Origin of the sequence: Variovorax sp. PAMC 28711, assembly GCF_001577265.1 — a bacterium.
In the GTDB taxonomy this organism is placed as follows: domain Bacteria; phylum Pseudomonadota; class Gammaproteobacteria; order Burkholderiales; family Burkholderiaceae_C; genus Variovorax.
In genome coordinates this window covers 2,071,769-2,095,226 of record NZ_CP014517.1, presented here as the reverse complement: position 1 = coordinate 2,095,226, position 23,458 = coordinate 2,071,769, and the positions used below count along the sequence as shown (strand labels likewise).

Here is a 23,458-nt window from a genome sequence, read left to right as displayed (position 1 = left end):
AAAGGGCGTTTCCCGACAGAAATGTGCACTGCACAATTTTTAAGCGATGTGTTGATTTCCTTTTGAAATCAACGGCTTGTGCAAGCCTTACAAGAAAGCACTTGAGTTATCCACAAAGTTACCCAGAGATCGTGGGGAGAACCCGCAGCGGGTTCAGCGCGGCTGCATTCCGTGGGCCAGGTCTTCCAGAATTGGGCATTCCGGTCGCGCATCGCCGTGGCAGCAGTGCACCAGGTGCGACAGCGTGCCGTGCAGGGTCTGCATCGCGCCGATGCGTTGTTCCAGTTCGACCAGGTGTTTTTGCGCGATGCGCTTGACGCTCGCGCTGGCGCGCCGCCGGTTGTGCCAAAGGCCGACGAGTTCGCCGATCTCTTCCATCGAGAAGCCCAGATCGCGCGCCCGTTTGATGAATCGCAGGCTGTGCACGTCGGCTTCGCTGTACTGGCGGTAACCGCTTTCAGTGCGCGCCACGCCGGGCAGCAGGCCGAGGCCTTCGTAGTGCCGCACCATGCGCGCCGACACGCCCGATTGCTGCGCGGCCCGGCCGATCGCGACGGTGGCCCCGGTCGTCGCTGCCGTCACGCCGGTTGCACCCCATAGCCGGCGTTCTCGATCGCGGCGACCAGGTCGGCACGCGGTTGCGGGCTCAGCACGTCGACGTGGCCGGTGGCAAGGTCGACCGTGACCTGCGCCTCCGGGTCCACCGTCTGCACTGCGTTCTGCACGGCGTTGACGCAATGGGCGCAGCTCATGCCGGTCACGTTGAATGTCTGGGTCATTCGAATCTCCTGGTGATGAAGGTGAAAACGCCAGTCTGAACCTTCTCACGATGTCAATGTCCAGCACGCGGTCATTGGCTTGAAGGCTTGACCTTGCCATCGTGTGAAGCTTTAGCCTTCGGTCATGGATGCTTTTCAGACCCTGGATATTTCCGTCGGCGGCATGACCTGCGCCTCATGCGTGGGGCGTGTCGAGCGCGCGCTGCGCGCCGTGCCCGGCGTGCAGGCGGCCAGCGTGAACCTGGCGACCGAATCGGCGCGCGTCACGGCGGGGCCGGGTGACGACGTCGATGCGTTGCTGCGGCGCGCGGTGCGGGTCGCCGGTTACGAGCCCCGTGAAGCGGCCGAAGCGGACGCGGCAGCGAGCGCGTCCGCCTGGCAGGGCTTTGCGCCGGTGGCGATCGGCATCGCGCTGTCGCTGCCGCTGCTGGCGCCGATGTTGTTGGCCCCCTTCGGCATCGACTTCATGCTGCCGCCGTGGCTGCAGTTCGTGCTGGCAACGCCGGTGCAGTTTTTCCTCGGCGCGCGCTTCTACCGCGCGGGTTGGCATGCGATGAAGGCACGTGCCGGCAACATGGACCTGCTGGTCGCGCTCGGCACCAGTGCCGCGTTCGGCCTGTCGCTCTGGTTGTGGTGGCGGTCGGTGGCAGGCGACCACGCCGACGGCATGGCGCCGCATTTGTACTTCGAGGCCTCGGCCGTCGTCATCACGCTCGTGCTGCTTGGCAAGTGGCTGGAAGCGCGCGCCAAGCGCCAGGCGACGTCGGCGATCCGGGCCTTGCAACAGCTGCGACCCGAGTTGGCGCACCTGGTTGGGCCGCGCGGAGCGGAAAGCGACGTGCCGGTGCGCGAGCTGATGAAAGGCGATCGTCTCGCCGTGCGGCCCGGGGATCGGGTGCCGGCCGATGCGCGCGTGCTCGAAGGCGAGTCGGAAGTCGACGAGTCGATGCTCACCGGCGAGCCGCTGCCGGTGGCCAAGGGACCGGGCGCGCTGTTAACGGGCGGTGCGGTCAACGGTGCAGGCCGGCTCGTGGTCGAGGTGCGTGCGACGGGCGCCGAAAGCGTGCTCGCGCGAATCATCCGGCTGGTCGAAGACGCGCAGGCCGCGAAAGCGCCGATCCAGCGACTGGTCGATCGCGTCGCCGCGGTGTTCGTGCCGGTCGTGCTGGTCATCGCGTTGGCGACGCTGGTCGGCTGGCTGCTCGCCGGCGTCGGCGTCGAAACCGCGCTGGTGCATGCGGTGGCCGTGCTGGTGATCGCTTGCCCATGCGCACTGGGGCTGGCGACGCCCGTGGCGGTGATGGCCGGCACCGGCGTGGCGGCCAAGAACGGCATTCTGATCCGCGACGCGAGCGCGCTGGAGCTGGCGCACCGCGTCGACACCGTCGCGTTCGACAAGACCGGCACCCTGACCGCGGGCCGCCCGGGGCTGCGCGCGCTGATCCCGCTGCAGGCGCAGGACGACGCGATGTTGCTGGGCGCGGCGGCCAGTTTGCAAAGCGGCAGCGAGCACCCACTGGCGCGGGCCGTGGTGACGGCAGCGATGGCGCGCGGTCTCTTGCTGCAGTCGGCGCCCGATTTGCAGTCCCTGCCCGGTCGCGGGGTGCGCGGACAGGTCGATGGACAGCCGTGGGCGATCGCCAGCCCGCGCTGGTGCGAAGAGCTCGGCGTCGCGTTGCCGACGGCTGAACTCGAACGCTTGCAAACGCAGGGCGACACCGTGTCCGCGCTGCTGCGTTTCGACGCCGCGGGCATCGCCGGGGCACAAGCGCTGCTCGCGTTCAGCGACGAACCCAAGCCGGGCGCTGCCGAGGCCGTGGCGGCGCTGTGCGCGCGCGGCTTGCGCGTCGTGATGATCTCGGGCGACAACCGGCGCGCGGCCGAAGCGATGGCGCGGCGCGTCGGCATTCCCGAAGAAGACGTGCGCGCCGACGTGCTGCCCGCCGACAAGGCGGCGCAGGTCGCGGCGCTCAAGGCCGGCGGGCATGTCGTCGCGATGGTGGGCGACGGCACCAACGATGCGCCCGCGCTGGCCGCGGCCGACGTCGGCATCGCGATGGCCAACGGCACCGACGTCGCGATGGAAGCCGCCGGCATCACGCTGATGCGCGGCGACCTGGCGCTGGTCGCCGATGCCTTCGACCTTTCCGCGCGCACCGTCGCCAAGATCCGCCAGAACCTGTTCTGGGCCTTCGCCTACAACGTCGCCGGCATCCCGCTCGCGGCCTTCGGGTTGCTGAGCCCTGTGGTGGCCGGTGCCGCGATGGCGGCATCGAGCGTGAGCGTGATGGCGAATGCGTTGCTGTTGCGCACATGGGCCAGGAAAATCTAGTCAGCTATTCAAAAGTAAGTGAATTAACTCATTGATTTTATTGAATCTATTAAAATAAAATCTATGCATGAATATCCCGAATAAGCAAGTCGCTTCGGCCGTGCGCGCCTTGTTGGGCACCCGCGGACTGCTGAGCAGCGTGGAATTGCAGCGTGCCACGGGCAAAACGCAGTCGACCGTTTCCCGTGCCCTGGCCGCGCTGGCACCGGAGGTCCAGGCGGTCGGTCGCGCGCGCGCCACGCGCTATGCGTTGCTGCGGGACATCATGGGTCACGCAGCGCGCCAGCCCGTGTTCGTGACCGATGCAGTCGGCTTGGCCACCCAGTGGGGTGAACTGCTCTTTCTGGAAGGGGAGCGACTGCATCTGAAGGGCGCCAACGTCGACATCGGCACCCTGCGTGAGTTGCCGTGGTTTCTGGACCCGCTGCGGTCGCAGGGTTTTCTGGGCCGGTTGCGCGGCAGCACGATGGGATTCGCCGACGGCAACCCGGACCACTGGACGCTGGAGCAACAGCTCTACGTCCTGCTCGCGTTCGAGCACGATGGGCCCGGTGCCTTCACCCTCGGAGAGCTTCGCGGAGAATTGCTCCCCGAAGCGCCGCTCGATGTATCGGCCCGCGCGGACCACTACGACCGGCTCGCGCGCGATGTGGCGAGCACGTTGCCGGCCGGCTCTTCGGCGGGTGGAGAACAGCCGAAATTCCTGGTCCATCTGGAAACCCCGCAGGGTTACCAGCGCTTGATCGTCAAGTTCTCCCCACCGCGCGGCACGCCCTTCGGTGAGCGCTGGCACGACCTGCTGCATGCCGAGGCGTTGGCACTCGGCTTGTTGCAAGCCCATGGCATTGCGACTGCTGCCACGCGCGTCGTCGAGAGTCCGCAGCGCACTTACCTGGAGTCGGTGCGCTTCGACCGCATCGGGCTGAATGGAAAACGCCATGTGGTGCCGCTGTCTGCCGTGCACAGGGCCTTCATCGGCGGCGCGCCGCGCCATTGGGCGGCCAGCGGAGACGCGCTCGCGGCGCAGGGAAAGTTGTCGGGCGAAGATGCCCGCACGGTCAGGGTGTTGCGCGCGTTCGGACGCCTGATCGGCAACAACGACATGCACACCGGCAATCTGAGCTTCTTTCTGGAAGATCCGATGGCGCTGGCATCGCCCCGTTTTGTTCTGGCACCTGCGTACGACATGTTGCCCATGGGTTTCAAACCCGGCGAGTTTCGCGACGAGATGGGCTACACGCCATTGGCCCTCCCCGACGCCGAGGCGGGAGCCAGCGACGTCGCACGGCTGGCGCGTGACATGGCGATGGCGTTCTGGTCGCAGCTCGCGCTGCATCCGAAGGTCAGCGAGGCCCTGCGCCAGACAGCATCGGCGCAGGCAGAAATGCTGTCGAAGCCATAGCGGTTCGCAAGGCAGCGACCTGCGTCGTGTGGCGTTCTGTCCTATGCTGGCCGACTCTCCAAGGAACCCCACCATGCGCTATCACGCTCTCGGCCGCACCGGCCTTTTCGTCTCCGAACTCTGTCTCGGCACCATGACCTTCGGCGGGGGCGGCGGCATCTGGTCGCAGATCGGCGACCTGCAGCAGGCCGACGCCGATCGTCTCGTCGGCCAGGCGCTGGATGCCGGCATCAACTTCATCGACACGGCCGACGTGTACTCGGGCGGACTCTCCGAAGAGATCACCGGGCAGGCCCTGAAGAACCTCCAGGTGCCGCGCGACCAGGTGGTGGTCGCAACCAAGGTGTTCGGCGAAACCGGCAGCGGCCCCAACGCACGCGGTTTGACCCGAAGCCACATCCTCGATGGCGTGAAGGCGAGCCTGAAACGGCTGCAGCTGGACCACATCGATCTCTACCAGGTCCACGGCTTCGATCCGGCCACGCCGATCGAGGAAACGCTGCGCGCGCTCGACCAGCTGGTGCGCCACGGCCACGTGCGCTACGTCGGCGTGTCGAACTGGGCGGCCTGGCAGATCGTGAAGGCGCTCGGCATGTCGGAGCGGCTCGGCCTCGCGCGTTTCGAGTCGCTGCAGGCGTACTACACCGTGGCTGGCCGCGATCTGGAGCGCGAGCTGGTGCCGATGCTCCAGAGCGAAGGCGTCGGCCTGATGGTGTGGAGTCCGCTGGCGGGCGGTTTGCTGAGCGGCAAGTACGGCCGCGCGCAGCAGGGCGAGGCCGGCAGCCGGCGCGCGAGCTTCGACTTTCCGCCGGTCGACAAGGAGCGCGCCTGGGACTGCGTCGATGCGATGCGCCCGATCGCCGACGCCAAGGGCGTGTCGGTCGCGCAGATCGCATTGGCCTGGCTGTTGCACCAGCCGCAGGTGACGAGCGTGATCGTCGGCGCGAAGCGGCCCGACCAACTTGCCGACAACATTGGCGCGACGAAGGTGACGTTGTCGGCGGACGAGCTTGCGCAGATCGATGCCGCGAGCCGGCTGCCGGCCGAGTACCCGGGCTGGATGTTCGAGCGGCAGGGCGAGCACCGCCGCAAGCAATTGAGCGGCACGGCCTGAACGGCCGGCCTCAGCCGCGGGCGAGGAGGCCCGCGGCGAGTGCCAGCAGCAGCGCCTGCAGCGCCCAGCTCCAGCGCAGCCGCATCGTCGATCCGAGTACCGCGCCGGTGAGCCACAACCCGGCCGCGGCGCAGCCCAGCAGCGCGACATCGACACCGACGGACAGCGCATCGGCCTGCCACAGGTACGCCAGGGTCGCCGCGGTCCACAGCACGAACTGGAGCGCCGCGCTCCATTGCTGCGCGCGCGACAGCGGCGGGTCGTAGCGCTGCACGGCGTCGAGGGCGAAGGTTGGTTCCGGGAAGCGCACGGCCACGTCGGCCGGCCGCCAGCCCGGCGCTTTGAACCACACGCCGAGCTTGTCGCGCCAGCGTCGTGTGTGCCAGGCGTCGCGCAGCAGTGGCACGTAGGGGCTGAACACGGCGCGCAGCGGATCCCAGCTGTCGAGCGGTTGGCGCGTGCCGTAGACGCACGGCGCGCGCTCTTCGGCGAAGGTGCTGAAGAGGCGGTCCCAGATCACCAGCATGCCGCCGTAGTTGCGGTCGAGGTATTCGTCGTTGACGGCGTGGTGCACGCGGTGATTCGAGGGCGACGAGAAGACGCGGTCGAACCAGCCCAGCTTGCCGATGTGCTCGGTGTGGATCCAGAACTGGTAGACCAGCACGATGAGGCCGGCGATGCCGAACAGATCGGGTGGCACGCCGATCACGGCCATCGGCAGATAGAAGGGCCAGCCGAGCAGCGCGACGGTGCTCTCCTGGCGCAACGCGGTCGAGAGGTTGAAGTCCTGGCTTTGGTGATGCACCGAGTGCGCGGCCCAGAACACGGCCGATTCATGGCCTGTGCGGTGCAACCAGTAGTCGCAGAAATCGAACAGCACCACGGCCGTGACCCAGCCCGTGGCGCTGTCCCAGAACGCGGTGTGCGGCCAGCGCGCCGCGAGCGGAAACACCATCGCGTACAGGCCGATCTGGAACACCTGGGTGCACACCGCCACGGCCTGGCTCAGCAGCCCCTGGCTCAGACTGCCGATGCTGTCGTTGAGGCGCCAGGTGTTGTGCCCCTTTACCCAGCCCCAGCCGAATTCGCAGGCCATCAGCAGCGCGAACACCGGCACCGCGAAAACGACGAGCCGGTGCACTGCGCGTTCAGGCCGACTGGCTGGCGATCAACACCGCGTTCGTGCCGCCGAACGCGAAGGAGTTCGACATCGCGTGGCGCAGGCCCCGTGCCGACCGCGCCGCGCCGCGCACGAAGTCGAGCGAGAAGGCCGGATCGGGCGTCTCCAGGTGGGCGGTGGGTGGCAGCTTCTCGTGGTCCAGCGCGCGCAAGATCGCGATGAGCTCGACCACGCCCCCGCCGCCCAGCAGATGGCCGTGGATCGCCTTGGTGCTGCTGATCGGCGTGCCGGTGCCGAAGAGGTCCAACACCGAGGTGGCTTCCGCCGCGTCGCCGGCACCGGTCGCGGTGCCGTGCGCGTTGATGTAGCCGATCTGATCCGGCGTGAGCCCGGCGTCCTTCAGCGCGGCGCGCATCGCGCGCACCTGACCACCGGGATCGGGATTGGTCATGTGCACGCTGTCGCAGTTGGTCGCGTAGCCGGAGAGAAACTGCGACGCGCGGGCACCGCGTGCCAGTGCATGCGTTTCGGATTCGATGATCAACGCAGCCGCGCCCTCGCCCAGCGCGAAGCCTGCGCGATCGACCGAGAACGGGCGGCATGCGCTGGCTGGGGCGTCGGCGGGCGGCGGTGCCGTCACACGCATCGAATGCCAGGCCGCCATCGTGGCGGGCGTGAGCATCGCGTCGTGTCCGCCGACGATCGCGATGTCGAGCCAGCCGCCGCGGATCGCACGCATCGCTTCCCCGATCGCCACGGCGGAAGACGCACAGGCACACGCATAGCTGAGCGCCGCACCGCGCGCGCCGAACAGCAGGCCGATCTCGGCGACGGCGGCGTTCGGCATCGTGGTGAGCACCGCCGTCGGGCGGATGCGGCGCTGGTCGCGATAAAGCGCTTGCGAGGTGGCGTCGAAGCTCGCCGCGCCGCCCATGCCGCTGCCCCAGTACACGCCGAGCCGCTCGCCATCGGGCGGCGTCTCGTCGAGGCCGGCGTGTTTCCAGGCGCTGCGTGCCGCGGCGATCGCCATGGCCGTACCGCGGTCCAGCGGCAGGCGCGACATGCTTTTTTCGGAGTCGTCGAAATCACAGGCCGCAACCGCCAGCAGCATCGCATCGAGTCCGGCGATCTCCAGCGTCTGCGCCGTCACGGCAGAGCGACCCGCGAAGAGCGCATCGTCGAAGGCGCTGAGCGTGTGGCCCATCGGCGTCACCAGCCCGATGCCGGTGACGCCGATGCGTGGCGAGGCCTGGGGGCTCATGCGTGGGCGAGTGCCGGTGGCTGTGTCTGCATCGGCGGCGAGTGGGCAGGCAACGCGTCGATCACTTCGCACAGGCGCTGCAGCGTGATGCCGGCTTCGCGCGGGTCGAGCTTGTCTTCGGGGATGCGCAGGTGGAACGCGTCTTCGACGGCGAACACGAACTCCATCAGCGCGAGCGAGTCGAGTCCGAGCTCGGCCAGTGCGACGGGGGGCGCGATGACCTCGGGCGCCACGTGGAAGTCTTTTTGCAGGATGCCGGAGAGGGTGTTGAACGTGGGGTTGGACATGCGGGTTTCCTTCTTCATCAATCAATCAATCGGTGCTGCGCGCCAGCGCGTCGGCGAATTCGACCGTCTCGCGAACCACCTGCTGGCGGTCGTTGTCGATGGTGATCATGTGATAGCTGTTGCCGAGCACGACGCTGCGAAACGAGGCGCAGCGCAGGCCGCGCGCCAGCACGTCGAGATTGGAGACGCTGGCAACTTCGTCCTCGCGTGCATGAAGAGCAAGCACGCGACTGCACACCACCTTGCCGAGGTTGCGACGCACATGACGCATCAGCCGGTCGTGTTCGCGCAGGTGGCCAATGCCGATGACGGAGCTGCCGGCGCTGGAGATGCGACGGGTGCGCAACTCGCGCTCGATCCAGGCCCGCACGCGCTCGTTCTTCACGCCGAACGGTGCGCGCTCCCGGTACTTCCAGAAGCGGCCAAGCGGGGTGTAGAGCACGAGCGGCAGCAGCCACTGGCTGCGCGGAATCGCCCAGCCGTCGAACTGCAGCGTGGTCGACATCAGCAGCAATGCATCGACGCGCTCGGCGCAGCGGATCGCTGCGCCGAGCGCGAGCGATGCCCCGGCCGAGATGCCCACCAGCAGGACGTGGCGATGCGTGGTGCGCAGCGCATTGACCCGCGTTTCGATCGAGTCGATCCACTGCTCGTACGGCGCCGCTTCCTGGTGATCGGCGTTGCTGTCGAAAGAGTAACCATCGATCGACATCGGGTGCACCGTGTAGCCAAGGCGATGCAATGTGCCTTGCACCGACAACAGTTCGTCGGGCGTGCTGCACAGACCATGCATCAGCACGACAGCCGTGCCGGCGCCGGCACGATCGTTGGCGAGAGCGTCCACGAAAGCGGGGCGAGCACTCATGCCGAGGGGAAGAGTTGGTTGCGCATGCGGCGATGATCGGCGCGACGTGCTGACCTCTTGCTGACCCTCCGGATGCGTATAACTGCGTATAAAGACGTACCCGATCGACACCCATTTCTTGCGAGAACGACGATGCGAATCCTCCTGGTTGAAGACGATGCCGTGCTGCGCGAAGTGATGCTCCGCAGCCTGATGGATGCCGGTCATCGCGTCGATGTCGCCACCAACGTCGACGACGCCGATCACCTTTGGCGCGTGCAGCCGTTCGATGCGGTGCTGCTCGATCTGAACCTGCCCGTCACGGCCGCGCAGGGCAGTGCCACCGGCAGCGGGCTCACCGCATTGCGCCATGCGCGCTCGCGCGGCGACCGCACGCCGGTGCTGGTGCTCACCGCGCGCGACCGAACCGACGAACGCGTGGCCGGGCTCGACGCAGGTGCCGACGACTACCTCGGCAAGCCCTTCGAACTCGCCGAAGTCGAAGCCCGCCTGCGCGCGCTCGTGCGGCGCGCCAAAGGCACTGAAGACCTGGTCACGCTCGGTCATCTGAAGCTCGATCGCAAGGCGCGGCGCTTCTCCGTCGGCAGCATCCCGCTCGAGCTGCCGGCCCGCGAATTCGAAGTGCTGTGGGAGCTCATGAGCCCGCCCGGCCATGCGGTGAGCAAGCGTGCGCTGTCCGACAAACTCTCGTCCTTCGACGAAGCCCTCGGCGACAACGCACTCGAGGCGTTCATCTCGAGGCTGCGCAAGAAACTGGTCGACACCGGCGCCAGCATCCGCACGCTGCGCGGCATCGGCTACCTGCTGGAAGCAGAGCAGTGAGCGTGGACGGCGTGCTGGCGCCGTCGCTCACGCAACGCGTCCTCAAGGGCGTGCTGCTGCCGCTGGCGCTCACCTGGCTCATCGGCACGGTCATCGCGATCGGCATCGCCAACTACCTCACTGAACAGGCCTTCGATCACGCGATGCTCGACGACGCGCATTCGGTGTCGGCCAACGTTCAGGTGAGCGACACGGGCATCGAACTGCTGCTGTCGCCGCGCGAGGTGACGACCGTGCTGTTCGACCAGGTCGAGTCGGTCTACTTCGCGGTGCTGCGACCCGACGGGTCGGTGCTCGCGGGCAATCCCGCGCTGCGCGCGCCGGCACCGGAAGGCGGTGCGCAGGCGCGCTTTTCCGACATCGTTTTCCAGGACCAATCCCTGCGCGCGGTGGTGCTCCAGAACGAAGCGCCGAATGCGTTCAAGGTGGTCATCGCGCAAACCACGCATGCCCGCGCCACCCTGATCGACCGGCTGCTGGCCTACGCGCTCACGCCGCAGTTGTTGCTGCTGGCACTGCTCGCGGCATGGGTTTGGTATCGCGTCGGCAAGGACCTGCGTCCGCTCGGCGAACTGCAACTCGCACTCGACCGGCGCGATGCGCGCGACCTCACGCCGGTGCCGGTGGTGCACACCTCGCGTGAAGTGGAACGGTTGGGCGATGCGGTCAATGCGTTGTTCGAACGGCTCGACCACAGCGTCAGCGCGCAGCGGGAATTCGCAGGCAACGTGGCGCACGAATTGCGCACGCCGCTGGCCGGCATCCGGGCGCTCGCCGAATACGGTCTGGCGCAGCAGACGCCGGCGGTCTGGCGCGAACAGCTCGAGCGCATCGCGGCCAGCCAGTCGCGCGCGAGCCGCCTGATCGACCAGCTGCTCGGCCTTGCACTCGCCGACGAGGCCAACACGGGCTTGAAGCGCGAGGCGGTGCGGCTCGACCAATTGGTCGAACACACCGTGATGCGGCACCTGGCCCGCGCCGATGCGCGCGGCGTCGACCTCGGCGCGCGCGGACTCGACGAGCCGGTGACGGTGCAGGCCAACGTCGCGCTGGTCGAAGGCATCCTCGACAACCTGATCGACAACGCGCTGCGCTATGGCGGTCGCACGCTCACCATCGAGCTCGCGGGCAAGACGCTGAGCGTGGTCGACGACGGCCCCGGCATCGCGCCCGAAGCGCAGCGCGACCTGGTGCAGCGCTGGTCGCAGGGCGCGGCCGGGCAGCAGCTCGGGCAGGGCTCAGGTCTCGGCCTGAGCATCGTGTCGCGCTACGCGAAGCTGCTCGGCGCAGCGCTCACCGTCGAGAACGACGCCGTCTCCGGCGGTCTGCGCGTGAGTCTGCGCTTCGGCGGCTGATCCGCCGAGTCGGCCGTTCAGGCCAGCGCCGGATAGTCCGTATACCCCTTGGCGCCGCCACCGTACATCGTCGCTTTGTCGAGTTCGTTCAGCGGTGCGTTCTCGCGCAGGCGGCGCACGAGGTCGGGGTTGGCGATGTACGGACGGCCGAAGGCGACGAGGTCGTCGCCTTCCTTCACGGCGGTCTCGGCCAGTGGCTTGTCGTAACCGTTGTTCACCATCCATGCCGCTTTGCCGCCGGCCTGGCGGTAGGCCGCCTTCAGCGCTTCGTAGTCGAACGGACGATCGGCGATTTCGCGCGGGCCGCCGGTGGCGCCTTCGATGATGTGGATGTAGGCCAGGTTGAGCGTGGCCAGGTGCTTCACGACATAGGTGAAAAGCGCCTGCGGATCGGCGTCCTCGATGCCGTTGGCCGGGGTCACGGGCGACAGGCGAATGCCGGTCTTGCCGCCGCCGACGGCATCGACCACCGCACGCGTCACTTCGAGCGTGAAGCGCGCGCGGTTCTCGATGCTGCCGCCGTAGTCGTCGGTGCGCACGTTGCTGCCGGTCTTCAGGAACTGGTCGAGCAGGTAGCCGTTGGCACCATGGATCTCGACACCGTCGAAGCCCGCGGTTTCCACCGCGTTGCGTGCGGCGGTCGCGAAGGCGTGAACGATGCCGGGAATTTCTTCGGCATCGAGCGCGCGGGGCTCCGACGTGTCGACGAAGCCCGGCACGCCATCTTTGATGAGCACCGTCTTGGTCTTGGCCGTGATGGCCGAGGGCGCCACCGGCTTGCCGCCTTCGGGCTGCAGGTCGACGTGCGACACGCGGCCCACATGCCAGAGCTGCACCACGATCTTGCCGCCCGCGGCGTGCACCGACTCGGTCACCTTCTTCCATGAATCGAGCTGCTCGGTGCCGTAGAGGCCCGGCACGTCGGAGTAGCCCTGGCCCTGCTGGCTGATGGCCGTGGCTTCGGTGATCAGCAGGCCGGCGGTGGCGCGCTGGGTGTAGTAGTCGACGGCGATGGCGGGCGGGATGGCGTTCGGCGAGCGGTTGCGCGTGAGCGGCGCCATGACGATGCGGTTGGCCAGTTGAAGGTCACCGGCGGTGACGGGGTCGAAGAGGGTAGGCATTCTGGGGAGGGGTGACGTTGGAAAAAAGGGGACGGCGCAGCGTAAGCGGGCAGGGCCGGGCCTGCTGCGGCGGGGTTGTCGGGTTTCGTGTAGACGGGGTTGGACGTGCACCGCAGGTTGTGCGGCTTGCCGGATCTTCAAGTTCTTTGCGAGGTGGTTCGCGAAACCGTCGACCTTCTGCGACCAGCCGGCCCGAGCGCGCCAGTCGCGCGGTGCTTGCAGTGCCGGTCCTTGCGCGTCTTGCGCGACCCTCCGTGCCCTAGAACACCATGCCGCCCGAGACGTCGATCGTCGTGCCCGTGATCCATCCGGCGTCGTCCGACACGGCGAAAGCCACCGCCGCAGCGATGTCCATCGGCATGCCGACCCGACCCAGCGGCGTCTTGCCGACCAGGAAGTCGGTCATGTCCTTTGCGGACTCGGCGTTGCCCTCGGTCTTCACGAAGCCTGGCGCGATGCCGACCACGCGGATGCGGCGCGGACCGAGTTCCATGCCCAGTGAACGGGTCAGCGTGTCGACCGCGCCCTTGGTCGACGAGTACACGTGCACCACCGGGTAGGGGCTCTTCGCGAGGCCCGAACTGATGTTGACGATGACGCCACCGGCGGGCAGCACGCGCGCTGCCGCCTGCGTGGCCAGGAGAAGGCCGCGCACGTTGAGCGCGAAGTGCGCGTCGAAGCTCTCGGCCGTCAGTGAATCCAGCGAGTCGGGCTGGTAGATGCCGGCGTTGTTCACGAGGATGTCGAGCTGCCCGAAGTGCGCGACGGCCGCGTCGATCAGCGGCTGGATCTGCGCGGGATCGGAAAGGTCCGCCTTGACGGCGGTGGCTTGCCCGCCGGCCGCCGCGATCCGGCGCACGACGACGTCTGCGTCTTGCGCGCTGCGCGAATAGTTGACGACGACCGCGGCGCCATCGGCCGCCAGTCTTTCTGCGATGCCGGCACCGATGCCCTTGGATGACCCGGTGACGATGGCGACTTTGCCTGTGAGTTTGCGCATGAAGTGTTCCTTGGAAAAGACCCGACGTTAGGCAAAAAACACTGGCAGATAAAGCGAGGCTCGCGGGATGCGGCGTGAAGCGAGGCTTCATAATGAAACGATGTCGTCGGACTTGCTCGCTCCCATCGCCGCTTTTGCACGCGTCGCGCACCATGCGAGCTTCACGCGTGCCGCGGCCGAGCTCGGCGTGTCGCCATCCGCGCTGTCGCAAACGCTTCGCAAGCTCGAGCGCAGCCTCGGCGTGCGGCTGCTCGACCGCTCGACCCGACGCGTCGGCGTGACGGAAATGGGACAGCGCTTTTTGGCGCAAACCCAGCCGAGTCTGGCCTCGCTCGCGCTCGCGATCGAAGGGCTGAACGAATCGCGCGACCAGCCGTCGGGCGTGCTGCGGATCAACCTTTCGCGCACCGCGGCTGACATCGTGGTGATGCCGCACCTAACGGCCTTCCTCGACGCGTTCCCCGACATCACGTTGGACCTGCATTGCGACAACGCGCTGCTCGACATCGTGGCGGGCGGTTTCGATGCCGGCATCCGGCTCGGCGAAAACCTGGCCCAGGACGTGGTGGCGGTGCCGCTGGGCGGCCGGCATCGCATCGCGACCGTGGCGTCGCCGCGTTACCTCGCAGGGCGCACGGTGCCGCGCACGCCGCACGACCTGGCCGGCCATCGCTGCCTCAATGCGCGCCTGGGCGGCGGCATCTACCGCTGGGAGTATTCGCACAATGGCCGCGATGTGGAGATCGAAGTGCAGGGCCCGCTGATCTCGAACGACGGCGACACGCTGCTCGCGGCCGTGCGCGCCGGTGCCGGCATCGCCTGCGCGTTCGGGGTGCAGGTCGAAGACGACATCGCCGCAGGCCGGCTGATGCCGCTGCTCAAACCGTGGTGGCCGACGTTCCCGGGCTTCTGCCTGTATCACCCCAGCCGGGCGCACGTGCCGCGCAAGTTGCGGGTGTTCATCGACTTCATGCAGGCGCGTTTGCAGCGATGAAGCGGCACTTGCGTCACCTCGTGCTCGTGCTCGGCGACCAGCTGAGTGTCGACAGCGCGGCGTTCGAAGGCTTTGATCCGCTGTGCGATCGGGTGCTCATGGTCGAGGCGCGCGATGAATCCGAGCACGTGCCGAGCACGAAGATGCGCACGGCGGTGTTCCTCTCGGCGATGCGGCACTTCGCCGAAGCCGTCACGGCGCGCGCCTGGCCGCTCGACTACCTGCGGCTCGGCACGCACCGCTTCGACACGGTGGCCGATGCGCTCGCCGATGCGCTGGCGCGCCACCGGCCCGACGCGCTGGTGATGGTCGAGGCCGGCGAGTGGCGGCTCGAACAGGCGATCGCCGGCTGTTGCGCCGAGGCCGGCGTGCGCGTCGACATGCGCGACGATTTGCACTTCATGGCCTCGCGCCGCGACTTCATCGACGACGCGCGCGGCAAGCAGCGCCTCGTGATGGAGGCGTTCTACCGGCGCATGCGCAAGGTGCACGGCGTGCTCATGACGCCCGAGGGCGAGCCGGTGGGCGGGGCGTGGAACTACGACCACGAGAACCGCGGCGCGTTCGGTCGGCAGGGGCCGGGGCTGCTGCCCGCGCCGCCCTCGTTTCCGCCAGACGCGATCACCCGCGAAGTGCTGCGCGATGTGGTGCAGCACTTCGGTGATCACTATGGACAATGCGATGCGTTCGACTGGCCGGTCACGCGCGCCGACGCATTGGTCGCGTTGCGAGACTTCATGCAGCACCGGCTGCAGGACTTCGGCCAGTTCCAGGATGCGATGTGGACGGGCGAGCCCTTCCTGTATCACGCGCTGATTTCGGCAGCGCTCAATTTGAAGTTGCTCGACCCGCGCGAGGTCGTCGCGGCAGCCGTCGCGCAGTACGAAGCCGGTTCGGCACCCCTCGCTGCGGTGGAAGGTTTCGTGCGGCAGATCCTCGGGTGGCGCGAGTTCATCCGCGGCGTGTACTGGTGGCGCATGCCGAAGCTGCTCGAAGCCAATGCGCTCGATCACCACGCGCCGCTGCCCGATTGGTACTGGACCGGCGAGGTGCAGATGAACTGCATGCACAACGCCATCGGCCAGACGTTGAAGCATGGCTACGCGCACCACATCCAGCGGCTGATGGTCACCGGCAATTTCGCGCTCACCTTCGGCATGGCACCCGCCGAGGTGCACGCCTGGTATCTCTCGGTGTACGTCGATGCGGTGGAGTGGGTCGAGGCGCCGAACACGCTCGGCATGGCGCTTTACGCCGACGGCGCGCGCTTCGTGACCAAGCCGTATGCCGCGGGCGGCGCCTACATCCAGCGCATGAGCAACTACTGCAAGGGGTGTCGCTACCAGCCCACGCAGCGCACCGGCGACGATGCCTGCCCGATGACGGTGATGTACTGGGACTTCGTGGCGCGCCACGCACCGATGCTGGAGAAGAATCCGCGCACGGTGATGATGGTCAAGAACCTCGCCCGCTTCGGCGCCGACGAGGTGGCGGCGATCCGCGAGACGGCGCAGCGCATGCGCGACCAGCCGGACCGCCTCTGATTACTTGTTGAGGCCTTCGGCCTTGAGCGCTTCCTGCACCGCGGGGCGCGCGCCCACGCGGGCGTGCCACGCTTGGACGTTCGGGAACGCAGACAGGTCGACGCCCGTCCTGCCGGCCCAGTTGGTCACCGTGAACAGGTAGGCGTCGGCGACGCTGAAGGTGTCGCCCATCAGGTACTCCTTTTGCGCAAGTTCCTTGTCGAGCCAGGTATAGCGCGACTTGAGTTTGTCTTTGACCACGACCTTGTAGTCGTCGGGCGTGGCGGGGTTGAACAGCGGGCTGAAACCCTTGTGCATTTCGGTGCCGATGAAGTTCAGCCATTCCTGCAGGCGGTAGCGAGGCAGCGTGCCGTTCGCGGGCGCGAGGTTCTTGAGCGGCACCTGGTCGGCGATGTACTGCAGGATGGCCGGGCCTTCCCGCAGGTGGGTGCCGTCGTCCAGTTCGAGCAGCGGCACGTAGCCCAGCGGGTTGATGCCGTAGTAGTCGGTGCCATCGTCCAGCTTGTGGGTCTTGGTGCTGGCGAGCACGGGTTCGAAGGCGAGGCCGGCTTCGCGCAACGCGATGTGGGGCGACAGCGAGCAGGCGCCCGGCGAGTAATACAGCTTCATGTCGAAGAACTCCGTTGATTGGACGCCGGATGCTAAACGTTTGTGCGCGCGGCGTTTTTGTCCTACGGCGGCATGCGCGCGTCGGCTATCGGCGGCCTGGCCGCATGTTCCTAAGCTATGGGAGCTTCGGGCGGGTGCCCGCGAGCACCCGTGAGCAAGGAGCTTTCCATGTTGAAGTACGCCATCATTTTTGCCGTTGTCTCTGTGATCGCCGGAGCCCTCGGGTTCGGCGGTGTTGCGGCAGGCGCGGCCGGCATTGCCAAGGTGCTGTTCGGCCTGTTCCTGATCCTCGCGGTTGTGTTCCTCGTGCTGGCGGCGCTCGGCGTCGGCGCGGTTCGCAAAGCGATCGACTGACTTTTTCCCCCAATGCATCTGTCCCACATTGAAACGGTGCTGGAGTACCGCGTCGCGGCGCCGGCTCATTTGCTGCTGAACATCGAGGCGGCCCGCGCCGGGTTGCAAACCGTGAGCAGCGAGCACCTCGTGATCGAGCCGCCGGTGCAGATGCAGACCTTTTGCGACGAAAGCAGTGGCAATCGCTTCGTGCGCTTCGACGCCGCCCCCGGGCCGCTGAAGATCAGCTACAAGGCCACCGTGCAGCGCGCGCCGTACCTCGTGCCGGCGGGCCTGGCCGAGGTGCCGGTCAACCAGGTGCCGAACGATGTTCTGCACTATCTGATGCCCACGCGCTATTGCGAGTCGGACCTCATGTCGCGTGCGGCGCAGCAGCTCTTCGGCTACCTGCCGACCGGCATTGGCCGGGTGCAGGCGGTGGTGGACTGGATTCACGAAAGCATCACTTACGAGCCCGGCAGCAGCGACTCGACGACCACCGCGCGCGAGGTGTTCGTGCAGCGCGCGGGCGTGTGTCGCGACTTCGCGCACCTGGGCATCACGCTGTGTCGGGCGCTCAACATCCCGGCCCGGCTGGTGGTCGGCTACGTGTTTTTCGACGAACCGCCGCAGGATTTCCACGCGGTCTTCGAAGCGTATGTCGGCGGCCAGTGGGTGCTGTTCGATCCGACCCGGATGGCGCCGATCGACCGGCTGGTGCGGGTCGGCACCGGGCGCGATGCCAAGGACGTCGCCTTCTGCACGATCTTCGGCGCGGTGAGCATGAGCGGCAAGGCGATCGCCGTGCGCGAAGTGCAGGACGAGGCGGCAGCGAAACCGGTCGAACCCGAGGCCACCGGCGCGCTGGTCGGCATCGAGAAGCCGGTGGCCGTCCGGCGCGATCCGGCCGACAGCCAGCAGGACGCCGCGCATTCGGTGACGCTGACCGACTGACCTGCGTTCGCTATCGAAAAGATAGCAGATCGATCAGGCGGGGCGGGGAATACGGCCGCTTCAGGCTCAAAAGGCTAATCCGATTGGCAGGGTGCGCAAATGGAGGTGCCCGATTAAAATCGGAGCTCCGTTTTCCTGGCGAACGCTCAATGTTCGCATCGCTCACCCATGTTGTATCCCGAAGAATTCGATGTGATCGTCGTCGGCGGCGGCCATGCCGGCACCGAGGCGGCGTTGGCGTCCGCCCGCATGGGAGCCAAGACGCTCTTGCTGTCGCACAACATCGAGACGCTCGGGCAGATGAGCTGCAATCCGTCGATCGGCGGCATCGGCAAGGGCCACCTCGTGAAGGAGGTGGACGCCATGGGCGGCGCGATGGCGATCGCCACGGACGAGGCGGGCATTCAATTCCGCATCTTGAATTCGAGCAAGGGTCCGGCAGTGCGCGCCACGCGCGCCCAGGCCGACCGCGTTCTGTACAAGGCGGCGATCCGCCACCGGCTGGAAAACCAGCCCAATCTCTCGCTTTTCCAGCAAGCCGTCGACGACCTGCTGATCGAAGGCGACCGCGTGGTCGGCGCCGTCACGCAAGTGGGCGTTGGCTTCCGCGCGCGCACCGTGGTGCTGACGGCCGGGACGTTTCTCGACGGGCGCATTCACGTGGGCCTCGACAACTACCAGGCCGGCCGCGCCGGTGACCCCCCGGCGATCAGTTTGTCGGCGCGCCTGAAGGAGCTCAAGCTGCCGCAGGGTCGGCTCAAGACCGGGACGCCGCCACGGTTGGACGGCCGCACCATCGACTTTTCGAGATGTGCCGAGCAGCCCGGCGACGGCATGCCGGGCGGGGCAGGGCCGATGCCGGTGTTCAGTTTCATGGGTCGCACCGACATGCATCCGCAGCAAATGGCTTGCTGGGTGACGCACACCAACGAACGCACGCACGACATCATTCGCTCGGGCTTCGACCGCAGCCCGATGTTCACCGGCAAGATCGACGGCGTCGGCCCGCGCTATTGCCCGAGCGTCGAGGACAAGATCAACCGATTCGCCGACAAGGAAAGCCATCAGATCTTTCTGGAGCCCGAAGGCCTGACGACGAACGAGTATTACCCCAACGGCATTTCGACCAGCCTGCCGTTCGACATCCAGTACAGCTTGGTTCGCTCGATGGTGGGGCTGGAAAACGCCCACATCCTGCGGCCCGGCTATGCGATCGAGTACGACTACTTCGATCCGCGCGCGCTGCGCAGCAACTTCGAAACCCGGGCGATCAAGGGTCTGTTTTTCGCGGGCCAGATCAACGGCACCACAGGCTACGAAGAAGCCGCAGCCCAAGGCATGTTCGCGGGCATCAACGCCGCGTTGCAATGCCGCGGGGATGACGCATGGTTGCCGCGGCGCGACGAAGCCTATCTGGGCGTGCTGGTCGACGATCTCATCACCAAGGGCGTGACCGAGCCGTATCGCATGTTCACGAGCCGCGCTGAATTCAGGCTTCAGCTTCGGGAAGACAACGCCGACATGCGGTTGACCGAGACAGGGCGCAAGTTGGGGCTGGTCGACGACGCGCGATGGGACGCTTTCAGCCGAAAGCGCGACGTTGTTTCACGTGAAACAGAACGGCTGAAGTCGGTCTGGGTGAATCCGCGCAACCTGCCGGCGTCGGAGTCGGAGCGCGTGCTGGGCAAGGCCATCGAGCACGAGTACAACCTGGCAGACCTGCTCCGGCGCCCAGATGTGAGCTATCGATCGCTCATGTCGCTGGACGGTGGCAAATACAACCTGGGCGCGGCGCTGGGTGACGTCGAGATCGAGCAGATCGAGATCTCTGCCAAGTATTCGGGCTACATCGACCGCCAGCATGATGAGGTCGAGCGCGCGGCGCATTTCGAGAATCTGAAGCTGCCGGACGATTTCGACTACGGGCTGGTTCCGGCGCTGAGTTTTGAAGTGCGTCAAACGCTGGCCAAACACCGACCTGAAACACTGGGCTTGGCATCGCGCATTTCCGGTGTGACGCCCGCGGCCATCTCGCTCTTGCTGGTACACCTGCGCAAGAGCGGGCATCGCGCTTTCGCGAAAGACGCCACGCCAACGGTGCAGGAGGCATCGTGACGCTGGTCGTCGCCCCAGCGGCACCGACGCTGAAAGAGGGCGCCGCCGCCCTCGGCGTCGCGCTCACCGATCCCCAAACCGAGCAGCTTCTGGCCTACGGTCGACTGATCCTGAAGTGGAACAAGGTCTACAACCTGACCGCGCTGCGCGACCCGGAGAGCGTGCTGACCCACCATTTGCTGGACAGCCTCGCCGTGGTCGCGCCGTTGCAGCGTGAATTGGCAAGTCGTCAGCGCATCGAGGCCAAGTTGCTGGACGTCGGTTCGGGCGCCGGGTTGCCGGGCGCCGTGATCGCGATTCTTTGCCCGACTGTCGATGTCACCTGTGTGGATGCGGTCGCAAAGAAGGTTGCCTTTGTCCAGCAAGTCGCTGCGGAACTGAAGCTGCCCAACCTGCGCGGCCTGCACATTCGCATCGAGGCGCTGACCGGGGCCTACGACGTGATCAGCTCCCGTGCCTTTGCATCGCTTGCTGATTTCGTCGAAGTGTCGGCGCAGGTGCTGGCCGATCAAGGCATCTGGCTTGCCATGAAGGGCAGGGCGCCCGACGATGAACTGTCTTTGCTGCCGCCCATCGCCAAGATGTTTCACGTGGAACATCTGACCGTTCCGGGCCTGGACGCGGAGCGCTGCATCGTGTGGATGCGCAAGGCAGCAGGGTGAAAGCCGCATTCCTGGTGACGTCCGCGATACGGACCGACCTGGGAAGCTACGATGCCGCGACGCGCCTGCATCAAACCTTTGCCACCATCGCATCGATCAGGCAGCGCGTGCGTGGCGCACAGATCGCGCTGCTCGAACTCTCTGCCACCGCCCTCGATGAAGAATGGATCGACCAGCTTTCGGCGCGCGTCGACTGGTTCGTCACCCTGTCGCATCCCCTGCTCGACGACATGAGGGGGTTGTCCTGCTCGCCGCGCACGATCAAGAGCGTGACCGAGCTGGCGTGCCTTCATCTCTTTCTCGGGCATGCGGCGCAGGCGAATCTGCTCGCCGATGCCGACCGTGTCTTCAAACTGTCCGGCCGCTATGTGCTGACGGAAGACTTCGAACTGGCTCATTTCGATGCGCCGGGCCGATACGTCTTCAAGCATGCGCATGCCCTGCAGCACAGCCCGCGTCTCTGGTCCTTTGACTCGGCGTTGCTCGGCGACGCGCACTCTCGACTGGGGAAGATGTTGGCGGACTGCACCGATGCGCTGGCCGGCCACGCGCAGGTGGACATCGGCGTCATGCTGCAACGGCATGTTCCGGCCGACCTCAAGCGCACGATCGCGATGCTCGGTCTCCAGGGGTATCCGGGCTCGCTGGGCGAATTGATCATCGACTGAGCCTGAATATCCGGTGAAGCCAGCGGCAGCCGGACCGAAACCGCCGACGGCGTGCGTACACTCGGTGCTTCCCCTTTTCTGGTCCTTCCCATGTTCGGCATCGCTGACTACGGCGCATTCGTCGCCGCCATCGTCTTGTTCCTCCTGATTCCCGGCCCGGGCAATCTGGCGCTGATCACGTCGACCGGCAAGGGCGGCATCCGTGCCGGACTGTCCGCAACCTTCGGGCTGATCGCCGGAGACCAGGTGCTGATGTGGGCCGCGGTGGCAGGGGTGGCGGCGCTGCTGCACGCCTACCCGACCGCTTTCTCGGCGGTCCAATGGCTGGGCGCCGGCTACCTCGCCTGGTTGGGCTTTCGCATGTTGCTGGCCAAGCCCGGCGCCGCGCCCATCCTGAATATCCGCCCGCGGCACTTCTTCCGTCAGGCCGTGATGATCACGCTGCTGAACCCGAAGGCGATCGTCTTCTACATGGCATTTTTTCCGCTCTTCATCGATCCGGTGCAGCACCAGGGCATGCTGACCTTCGGCGTCATGGCGCTGACCATCGCCGTGCTCACCTTTGTCTATGGCTTGACCGCGACGCTGCTCACCTACTTCCTGGCCGAGCGTCTGCGCGCCAACCCCAAGGTGTCGAGCGCGCTCGAAAAGCTCGCCGGCGTCTTCCTGATCGGGTTCGGCGTCAAGCTGGCCCTGTCGCGCTGAGCAAGCGAAACGAGCCATGGCCAAGATCTTCTGCATTGCGAATCAAAAAGGCGGCGTCGGCAAGACGACCACCACCGTCAACCTGGCCGCGGGGCTGGCCAAGGTCGGCCAGCGCGTGCTGATGATTGACCTCGATCCCCAAGGCAACGCCACGATGGGCTCGGGTATCGACAAGCGCAGCCTGAAGCTGACGGTGTACGACGTACTCCTCGAATCGGCCACCGTCGCCGAAGCGCGCGTCAAGGCCGAGAAGTGCGGCTACGACGTGTTGGGCGCCAACCGCGAACTGGCCGGCGCCGAAGTCGAGATGGTGGCCCTCGACCGCCGCGAGAAGCGCCTGCGCACCGCGCTGGCCTCGGTCGGCGCGGAGTACGATTTCATCCTCATCGACTGTCCGCCGTCGCTCAGCCTGCTCACGCTCAACGGGCTGTGCGCGGCGCACGGAGTGGTGGTGCCGATGCAGTGCGAATACTTCGCGCTCGAAGGGCTGACCGACCTGGTCAACACCATCAAGCAGGTGCACGCGAACCTCAACAAGAACCTGCAGATCATCGGCTTGCTGCGCGTCATGTTCGACCCGCGCATCACCTTGCAGCAGCAGGTGAGCGAGCAGCTCAAGGCGCATTTCGGCGAGAAGGTGTTCGACACCGTGATCCCCCGCAATGTGCGGCTGGCCGAAGCGCCGAGCTACGGGCTGCCGGGCGTGATCTTCGACACGGCGGCCAAGGGCAGCCAGGCCTACATTGCCTTCGCCCAGGAAATGGTCGAGAAAATGCCGCCGGCCAGTGCGCTCCAGGCCCCGGCGCCCCCGCCGCCGGAGGTCGTGCCTGAAGCCTTGGCCCAGATGCCCGCGCCCGCTGCTGAAGCGCAAGACCAGAATGGCGCCTGACGTCCTGCTGCTGCCCGGCTGGCAGAACAGCGACCCCGCGCATTGGCAAAGTCGCTGGGAGGCCCTCCATGGCGACCGTCGCGTCGAGCAGCACGACTGGATGCGCCCGCTGCGCGGCGACTGGTCGGCGCAACTCGAAGAAGCGGTGCTGGCTGCGAACGGTCCGGTGGTGCTGGTGGCGCACAGCCTGGGGTGCATCCTGGTGGCGGCTTGGGCCGCGCATTCGCGCAACACGCATCGCGTGCAGTTCGCGCTGCTCGTGGCGCCCGGCGACCTGGAGCGGGACGACCTGCGCCAGATGATTCCGGGCTGGGCGCCGATCGTGCGGACGCCGCTGCCTTTTCCGTCCTGCCTCGTGGCCGCCGATAACGACGTTTACTGCGCGGCAGACCGCTCGCGCCAGCTCGCTGCCGATTGGGGCGCACGCTTGGTCGACGCCGGTCCGCGCGGGCACCTGAACAGCGACTCCGGCCTGGGCGATTGGCCAGAAGGCCGCGCGCTCCTGCCCCCGATTTTGAAAGACTGAT

At 66.8% G+C, this 23,458-nt stretch carries 24 protein-coding genes; 15 read left to right on the top strand and 9 right to left on the bottom strand.

Translation table 11 applies throughout. The annotated features are described in order from the left end of the window. Positions 1 to 153 precede the first annotated feature (153 nt). Positions 154 to 510, bottom strand: a complete 357-nt coding sequence (locus tag AX767_RS10360) for a MerR family DNA-binding protein (protein ID WP_237288639.1) — start codon at positions 508 to 510, stop codon at positions 154 to 156. A 68-nt stretch (positions 511 to 578) separates the two neighbouring features. Then, positions 579 to 779, bottom strand: a complete 201-nt coding sequence (locus AX767_RS10355) for a heavy-metal-associated domain-containing protein (protein ID WP_068631040.1) — start codon at positions 777 to 779, stop codon at positions 579 to 581. 124 nt (positions 780 to 903) lie between these two features. Here AX767_RS10355 and AX767_RS10350 point away from each other — a divergent pair, with 124 nt between their 5' ends. The 3 genes from AX767_RS10350 to AX767_RS10340 all read left to right on the top strand — a co-directional run bounded on the left by AX767_RS10350 (position 904) and on the right by AX767_RS10340 (position 5,627). Continuing rightward, on the top strand, positions 904 to 3,111 hold the full coding sequence (locus tag AX767_RS10350) for a heavy metal translocating P-type ATPase (protein ID WP_068631038.1): 2,208 nt from the start codon (positions 904 to 906) through the stop codon (positions 3,109 to 3,111). Between the two features lie 67 nt (positions 3,112 to 3,178). After that, positions 3,179 to 4,513 carry a HipA domain-containing protein gene (locus tag AX767_RS10345; RefSeq protein WP_068631036.1) on the top strand — a complete coding sequence of 445 codons (1,335 nt, stop codon included), beginning with the start codon at positions 3,179 to 3,181 and terminating at the stop codon, positions 4,511 to 4,513. 73 nt (positions 4,514 to 4,586) lie between these two features. After that, complete coding sequence (locus tag AX767_RS10340) at positions 4,587 to 5,627, top strand: aldo/keto reductase (protein ID WP_068631035.1); 1,041 nt, start codon at positions 4,587 to 4,589, stop codon at positions 5,625 to 5,627. Positions 5,628 to 5,637: 10 nt separating this feature from the next. On the opposite strand, the gene AX767_RS10335 is transcribed toward AX767_RS10340, so the two are convergent. The 4 genes from AX767_RS10335 to AX767_RS10320 are packed head-to-tail and all read right to left on the bottom strand — an operon-like array spanning position 5,638 to position 9,160. Further along, complete coding sequence (locus AX767_RS10335) at positions 5,638 to 6,768, bottom strand: sterol desaturase family protein (RefSeq protein ID WP_068631033.1); 1,131 nt, start codon at positions 6,766 to 6,768, stop codon at positions 5,638 to 5,640. Positions 6,769 to 6,775: 7 nt separating this feature from the next. Beyond that, complete coding sequence (locus AX767_RS10330; protein ID WP_068631031.1) at positions 6,776 to 8,008, bottom strand: beta-ketoacyl-[acyl-carrier-protein] synthase family protein; 1,233 nt, start codon at positions 8,006 to 8,008, stop codon at positions 6,776 to 6,778. Further along, positions 8,005 to 8,295, bottom strand: coding sequence for a phosphopantetheine-binding protein (locus tag AX767_RS10325; RefSeq protein WP_068633568.1), 291 nt, complete (start codon positions 8,293 to 8,295; stop codon positions 8,005 to 8,007). The genes AX767_RS10330 and AX767_RS10325 overlap by 4 nt, the downstream gene beginning before the upstream one ends. Positions 8,296 to 8,320: 25 nt before the next feature. After that, positions 8,321 to 9,160: an alpha/beta hydrolase gene (locus AX767_RS10320; RefSeq protein ID WP_068631029.1), complete on the bottom strand. Its 840-nt coding sequence runs from the start codon at positions 9,158 to 9,160 to the stop codon at positions 8,321 to 8,323. A 132-nt stretch (positions 9,161 to 9,292) separates the two neighbouring features. Here AX767_RS10320 and AX767_RS10315 point away from each other — a divergent pair, with 132 nt between their 5' ends. Beyond that, complete coding sequence (locus AX767_RS10315; RefSeq protein WP_068631027.1) at positions 9,293 to 9,982, top strand: response regulator transcription factor; 690 nt, start codon at positions 9,293 to 9,295, stop codon at positions 9,980 to 9,982. Next, on the top strand, positions 9,979 to 11,337 hold the full coding sequence (locus AX767_RS10310; RefSeq protein WP_068631025.1) for a sensor histidine kinase: 1,359 nt from the start codon (positions 9,979 to 9,981) through the stop codon (positions 11,335 to 11,337). The genes AX767_RS10315 and AX767_RS10310 overlap by 4 nt, the downstream gene beginning before the upstream one ends. A gap of 17 nt (positions 11,338 to 11,354) precedes the next feature. On the opposite strand, the gene AX767_RS10305 is transcribed toward AX767_RS10310, so the two are convergent. Together AX767_RS10305 and AX767_RS10300 are read right to left on the bottom strand one after the other, a co-directional pair. Further along, positions 11,355 to 12,458, bottom strand: coding sequence for an alkene reductase (locus AX767_RS10305; protein WP_068631023.1), 1,104 nt, complete (start codon positions 12,456 to 12,458; stop codon positions 11,355 to 11,357). Between the two features lie 259 nt (positions 12,459 to 12,717). Then, positions 12,718 to 13,458, bottom strand: coding sequence for an SDR family NAD(P)-dependent oxidoreductase (locus AX767_RS10300; protein WP_068631021.1), 741 nt, complete (start codon positions 13,456 to 13,458; stop codon positions 12,718 to 12,720). Between the two features lie 112 nt (positions 13,459 to 13,570). Between AX767_RS10300 and AX767_RS10295 the strand changes: the two genes are divergently transcribed. Beyond that, positions 13,571 to 14,452 carry a LysR family transcriptional regulator gene (locus AX767_RS10295; RefSeq protein ID WP_237288609.1) on the top strand — a complete coding sequence of 294 codons (882 nt, stop codon included), beginning with the start codon at positions 13,571 to 13,573 and terminating at the stop codon, positions 14,450 to 14,452. 8 nt (positions 14,453 to 14,460) lie between these two features. After that, a complete protein-coding gene (locus AX767_RS10290) occupies positions 14,461 to 15,996 on the top strand; it encodes a cryptochrome/photolyase family protein (RefSeq protein ID WP_335338853.1) in 1,536 nt (511 codons plus the stop codon). Here AX767_RS10290 and gstA read toward each other — a convergent pair whose 3' ends face one another. Beyond that, the gene (gene gstA, locus AX767_RS10285) at positions 15,997 to 16,605 is read right to left on the bottom strand and encodes a glutathione transferase GstA (protein WP_068631014.1); all 609 of its coding nucleotides are present in this window, start codon (positions 16,603 to 16,605) and stop codon (positions 15,997 to 15,999) included. It abuts the gene before it with no gap. Between the two features lie 168 nt (positions 16,606 to 16,773). Between gstA and AX767_RS10280 the strand changes: the two genes are divergently transcribed. The 8 genes from AX767_RS10280 to AX767_RS10245 all read left to right on the top strand — a co-directional run bounded on the left by AX767_RS10280 (position 16,774) and on the right by AX767_RS10245 (position 23,457). Next, the gene (locus AX767_RS10280) at positions 16,774 to 16,959 is read left to right on the top strand and encodes a DUF1328 family protein (RefSeq protein WP_068631012.1); all 186 of its coding nucleotides are present in this window, start codon (positions 16,774 to 16,776) and stop codon (positions 16,957 to 16,959) included. A gap of 12 nt (positions 16,960 to 16,971) precedes the next feature. Continuing rightward, positions 16,972 to 17,892: a transglutaminase-like domain-containing protein gene (locus AX767_RS10275; RefSeq protein WP_068631010.1), complete on the top strand. Its 921-nt coding sequence runs from the start codon at positions 16,972 to 16,974 to the stop codon at positions 17,890 to 17,892. A 168-nt stretch (positions 17,893 to 18,060) separates the two neighbouring features. Beyond that, positions 18,061 to 20,007, top strand: a complete 1,947-nt coding sequence (gene mnmG / locus AX767_RS10270) for a tRNA uridine-5-carboxymethylaminomethyl(34) synthesis enzyme MnmG (protein WP_068631008.1) — start codon at positions 18,061 to 18,063, stop codon at positions 20,005 to 20,007. Further along, entirely contained in the window at positions 20,004 to 20,669 is a 666-nt protein-coding gene (rsmG, locus tag AX767_RS10265) for a 16S rRNA (guanine(527)-N(7))-methyltransferase RsmG (protein ID WP_068631006.1), read from the top strand. Before mnmG ends, rsmG begins: the two co-directional genes overlap by 4 nt. Beyond that, entirely contained in the window at positions 20,645 to 21,337 is a 693-nt protein-coding gene (locus AX767_RS10260; RefSeq protein WP_156481024.1) for a hypothetical protein, read from the top strand. Before rsmG ends, AX767_RS10260 begins: the two co-directional genes overlap by 25 nt. A gap of 90 nt (positions 21,338 to 21,427) precedes the next feature. After that, positions 21,428 to 22,042: a LysE family transporter gene (locus AX767_RS10255; protein WP_068631002.1), complete on the top strand. Its 615-nt coding sequence runs from the start codon at positions 21,428 to 21,430 to the stop codon at positions 22,040 to 22,042. Positions 22,043 to 22,058: 16 nt separating this feature from the next. Continuing rightward, entirely contained in the window at positions 22,059 to 22,931 is an 873-nt protein-coding gene (locus AX767_RS10250) for a ParA family protein (protein ID WP_068631001.1), read from the top strand. After that, a complete protein-coding gene (locus tag AX767_RS10245; protein ID WP_068630998.1) occupies positions 22,921 to 23,457 on the top strand; it encodes an RBBP9/YdeN family alpha/beta hydrolase in 537 nt (178 codons plus the stop codon). The genes AX767_RS10250 and AX767_RS10245 overlap by 11 nt, the downstream gene beginning before the upstream one ends. The last annotated feature ends 1 nt before the right edge of the window (position 23,458 follow it).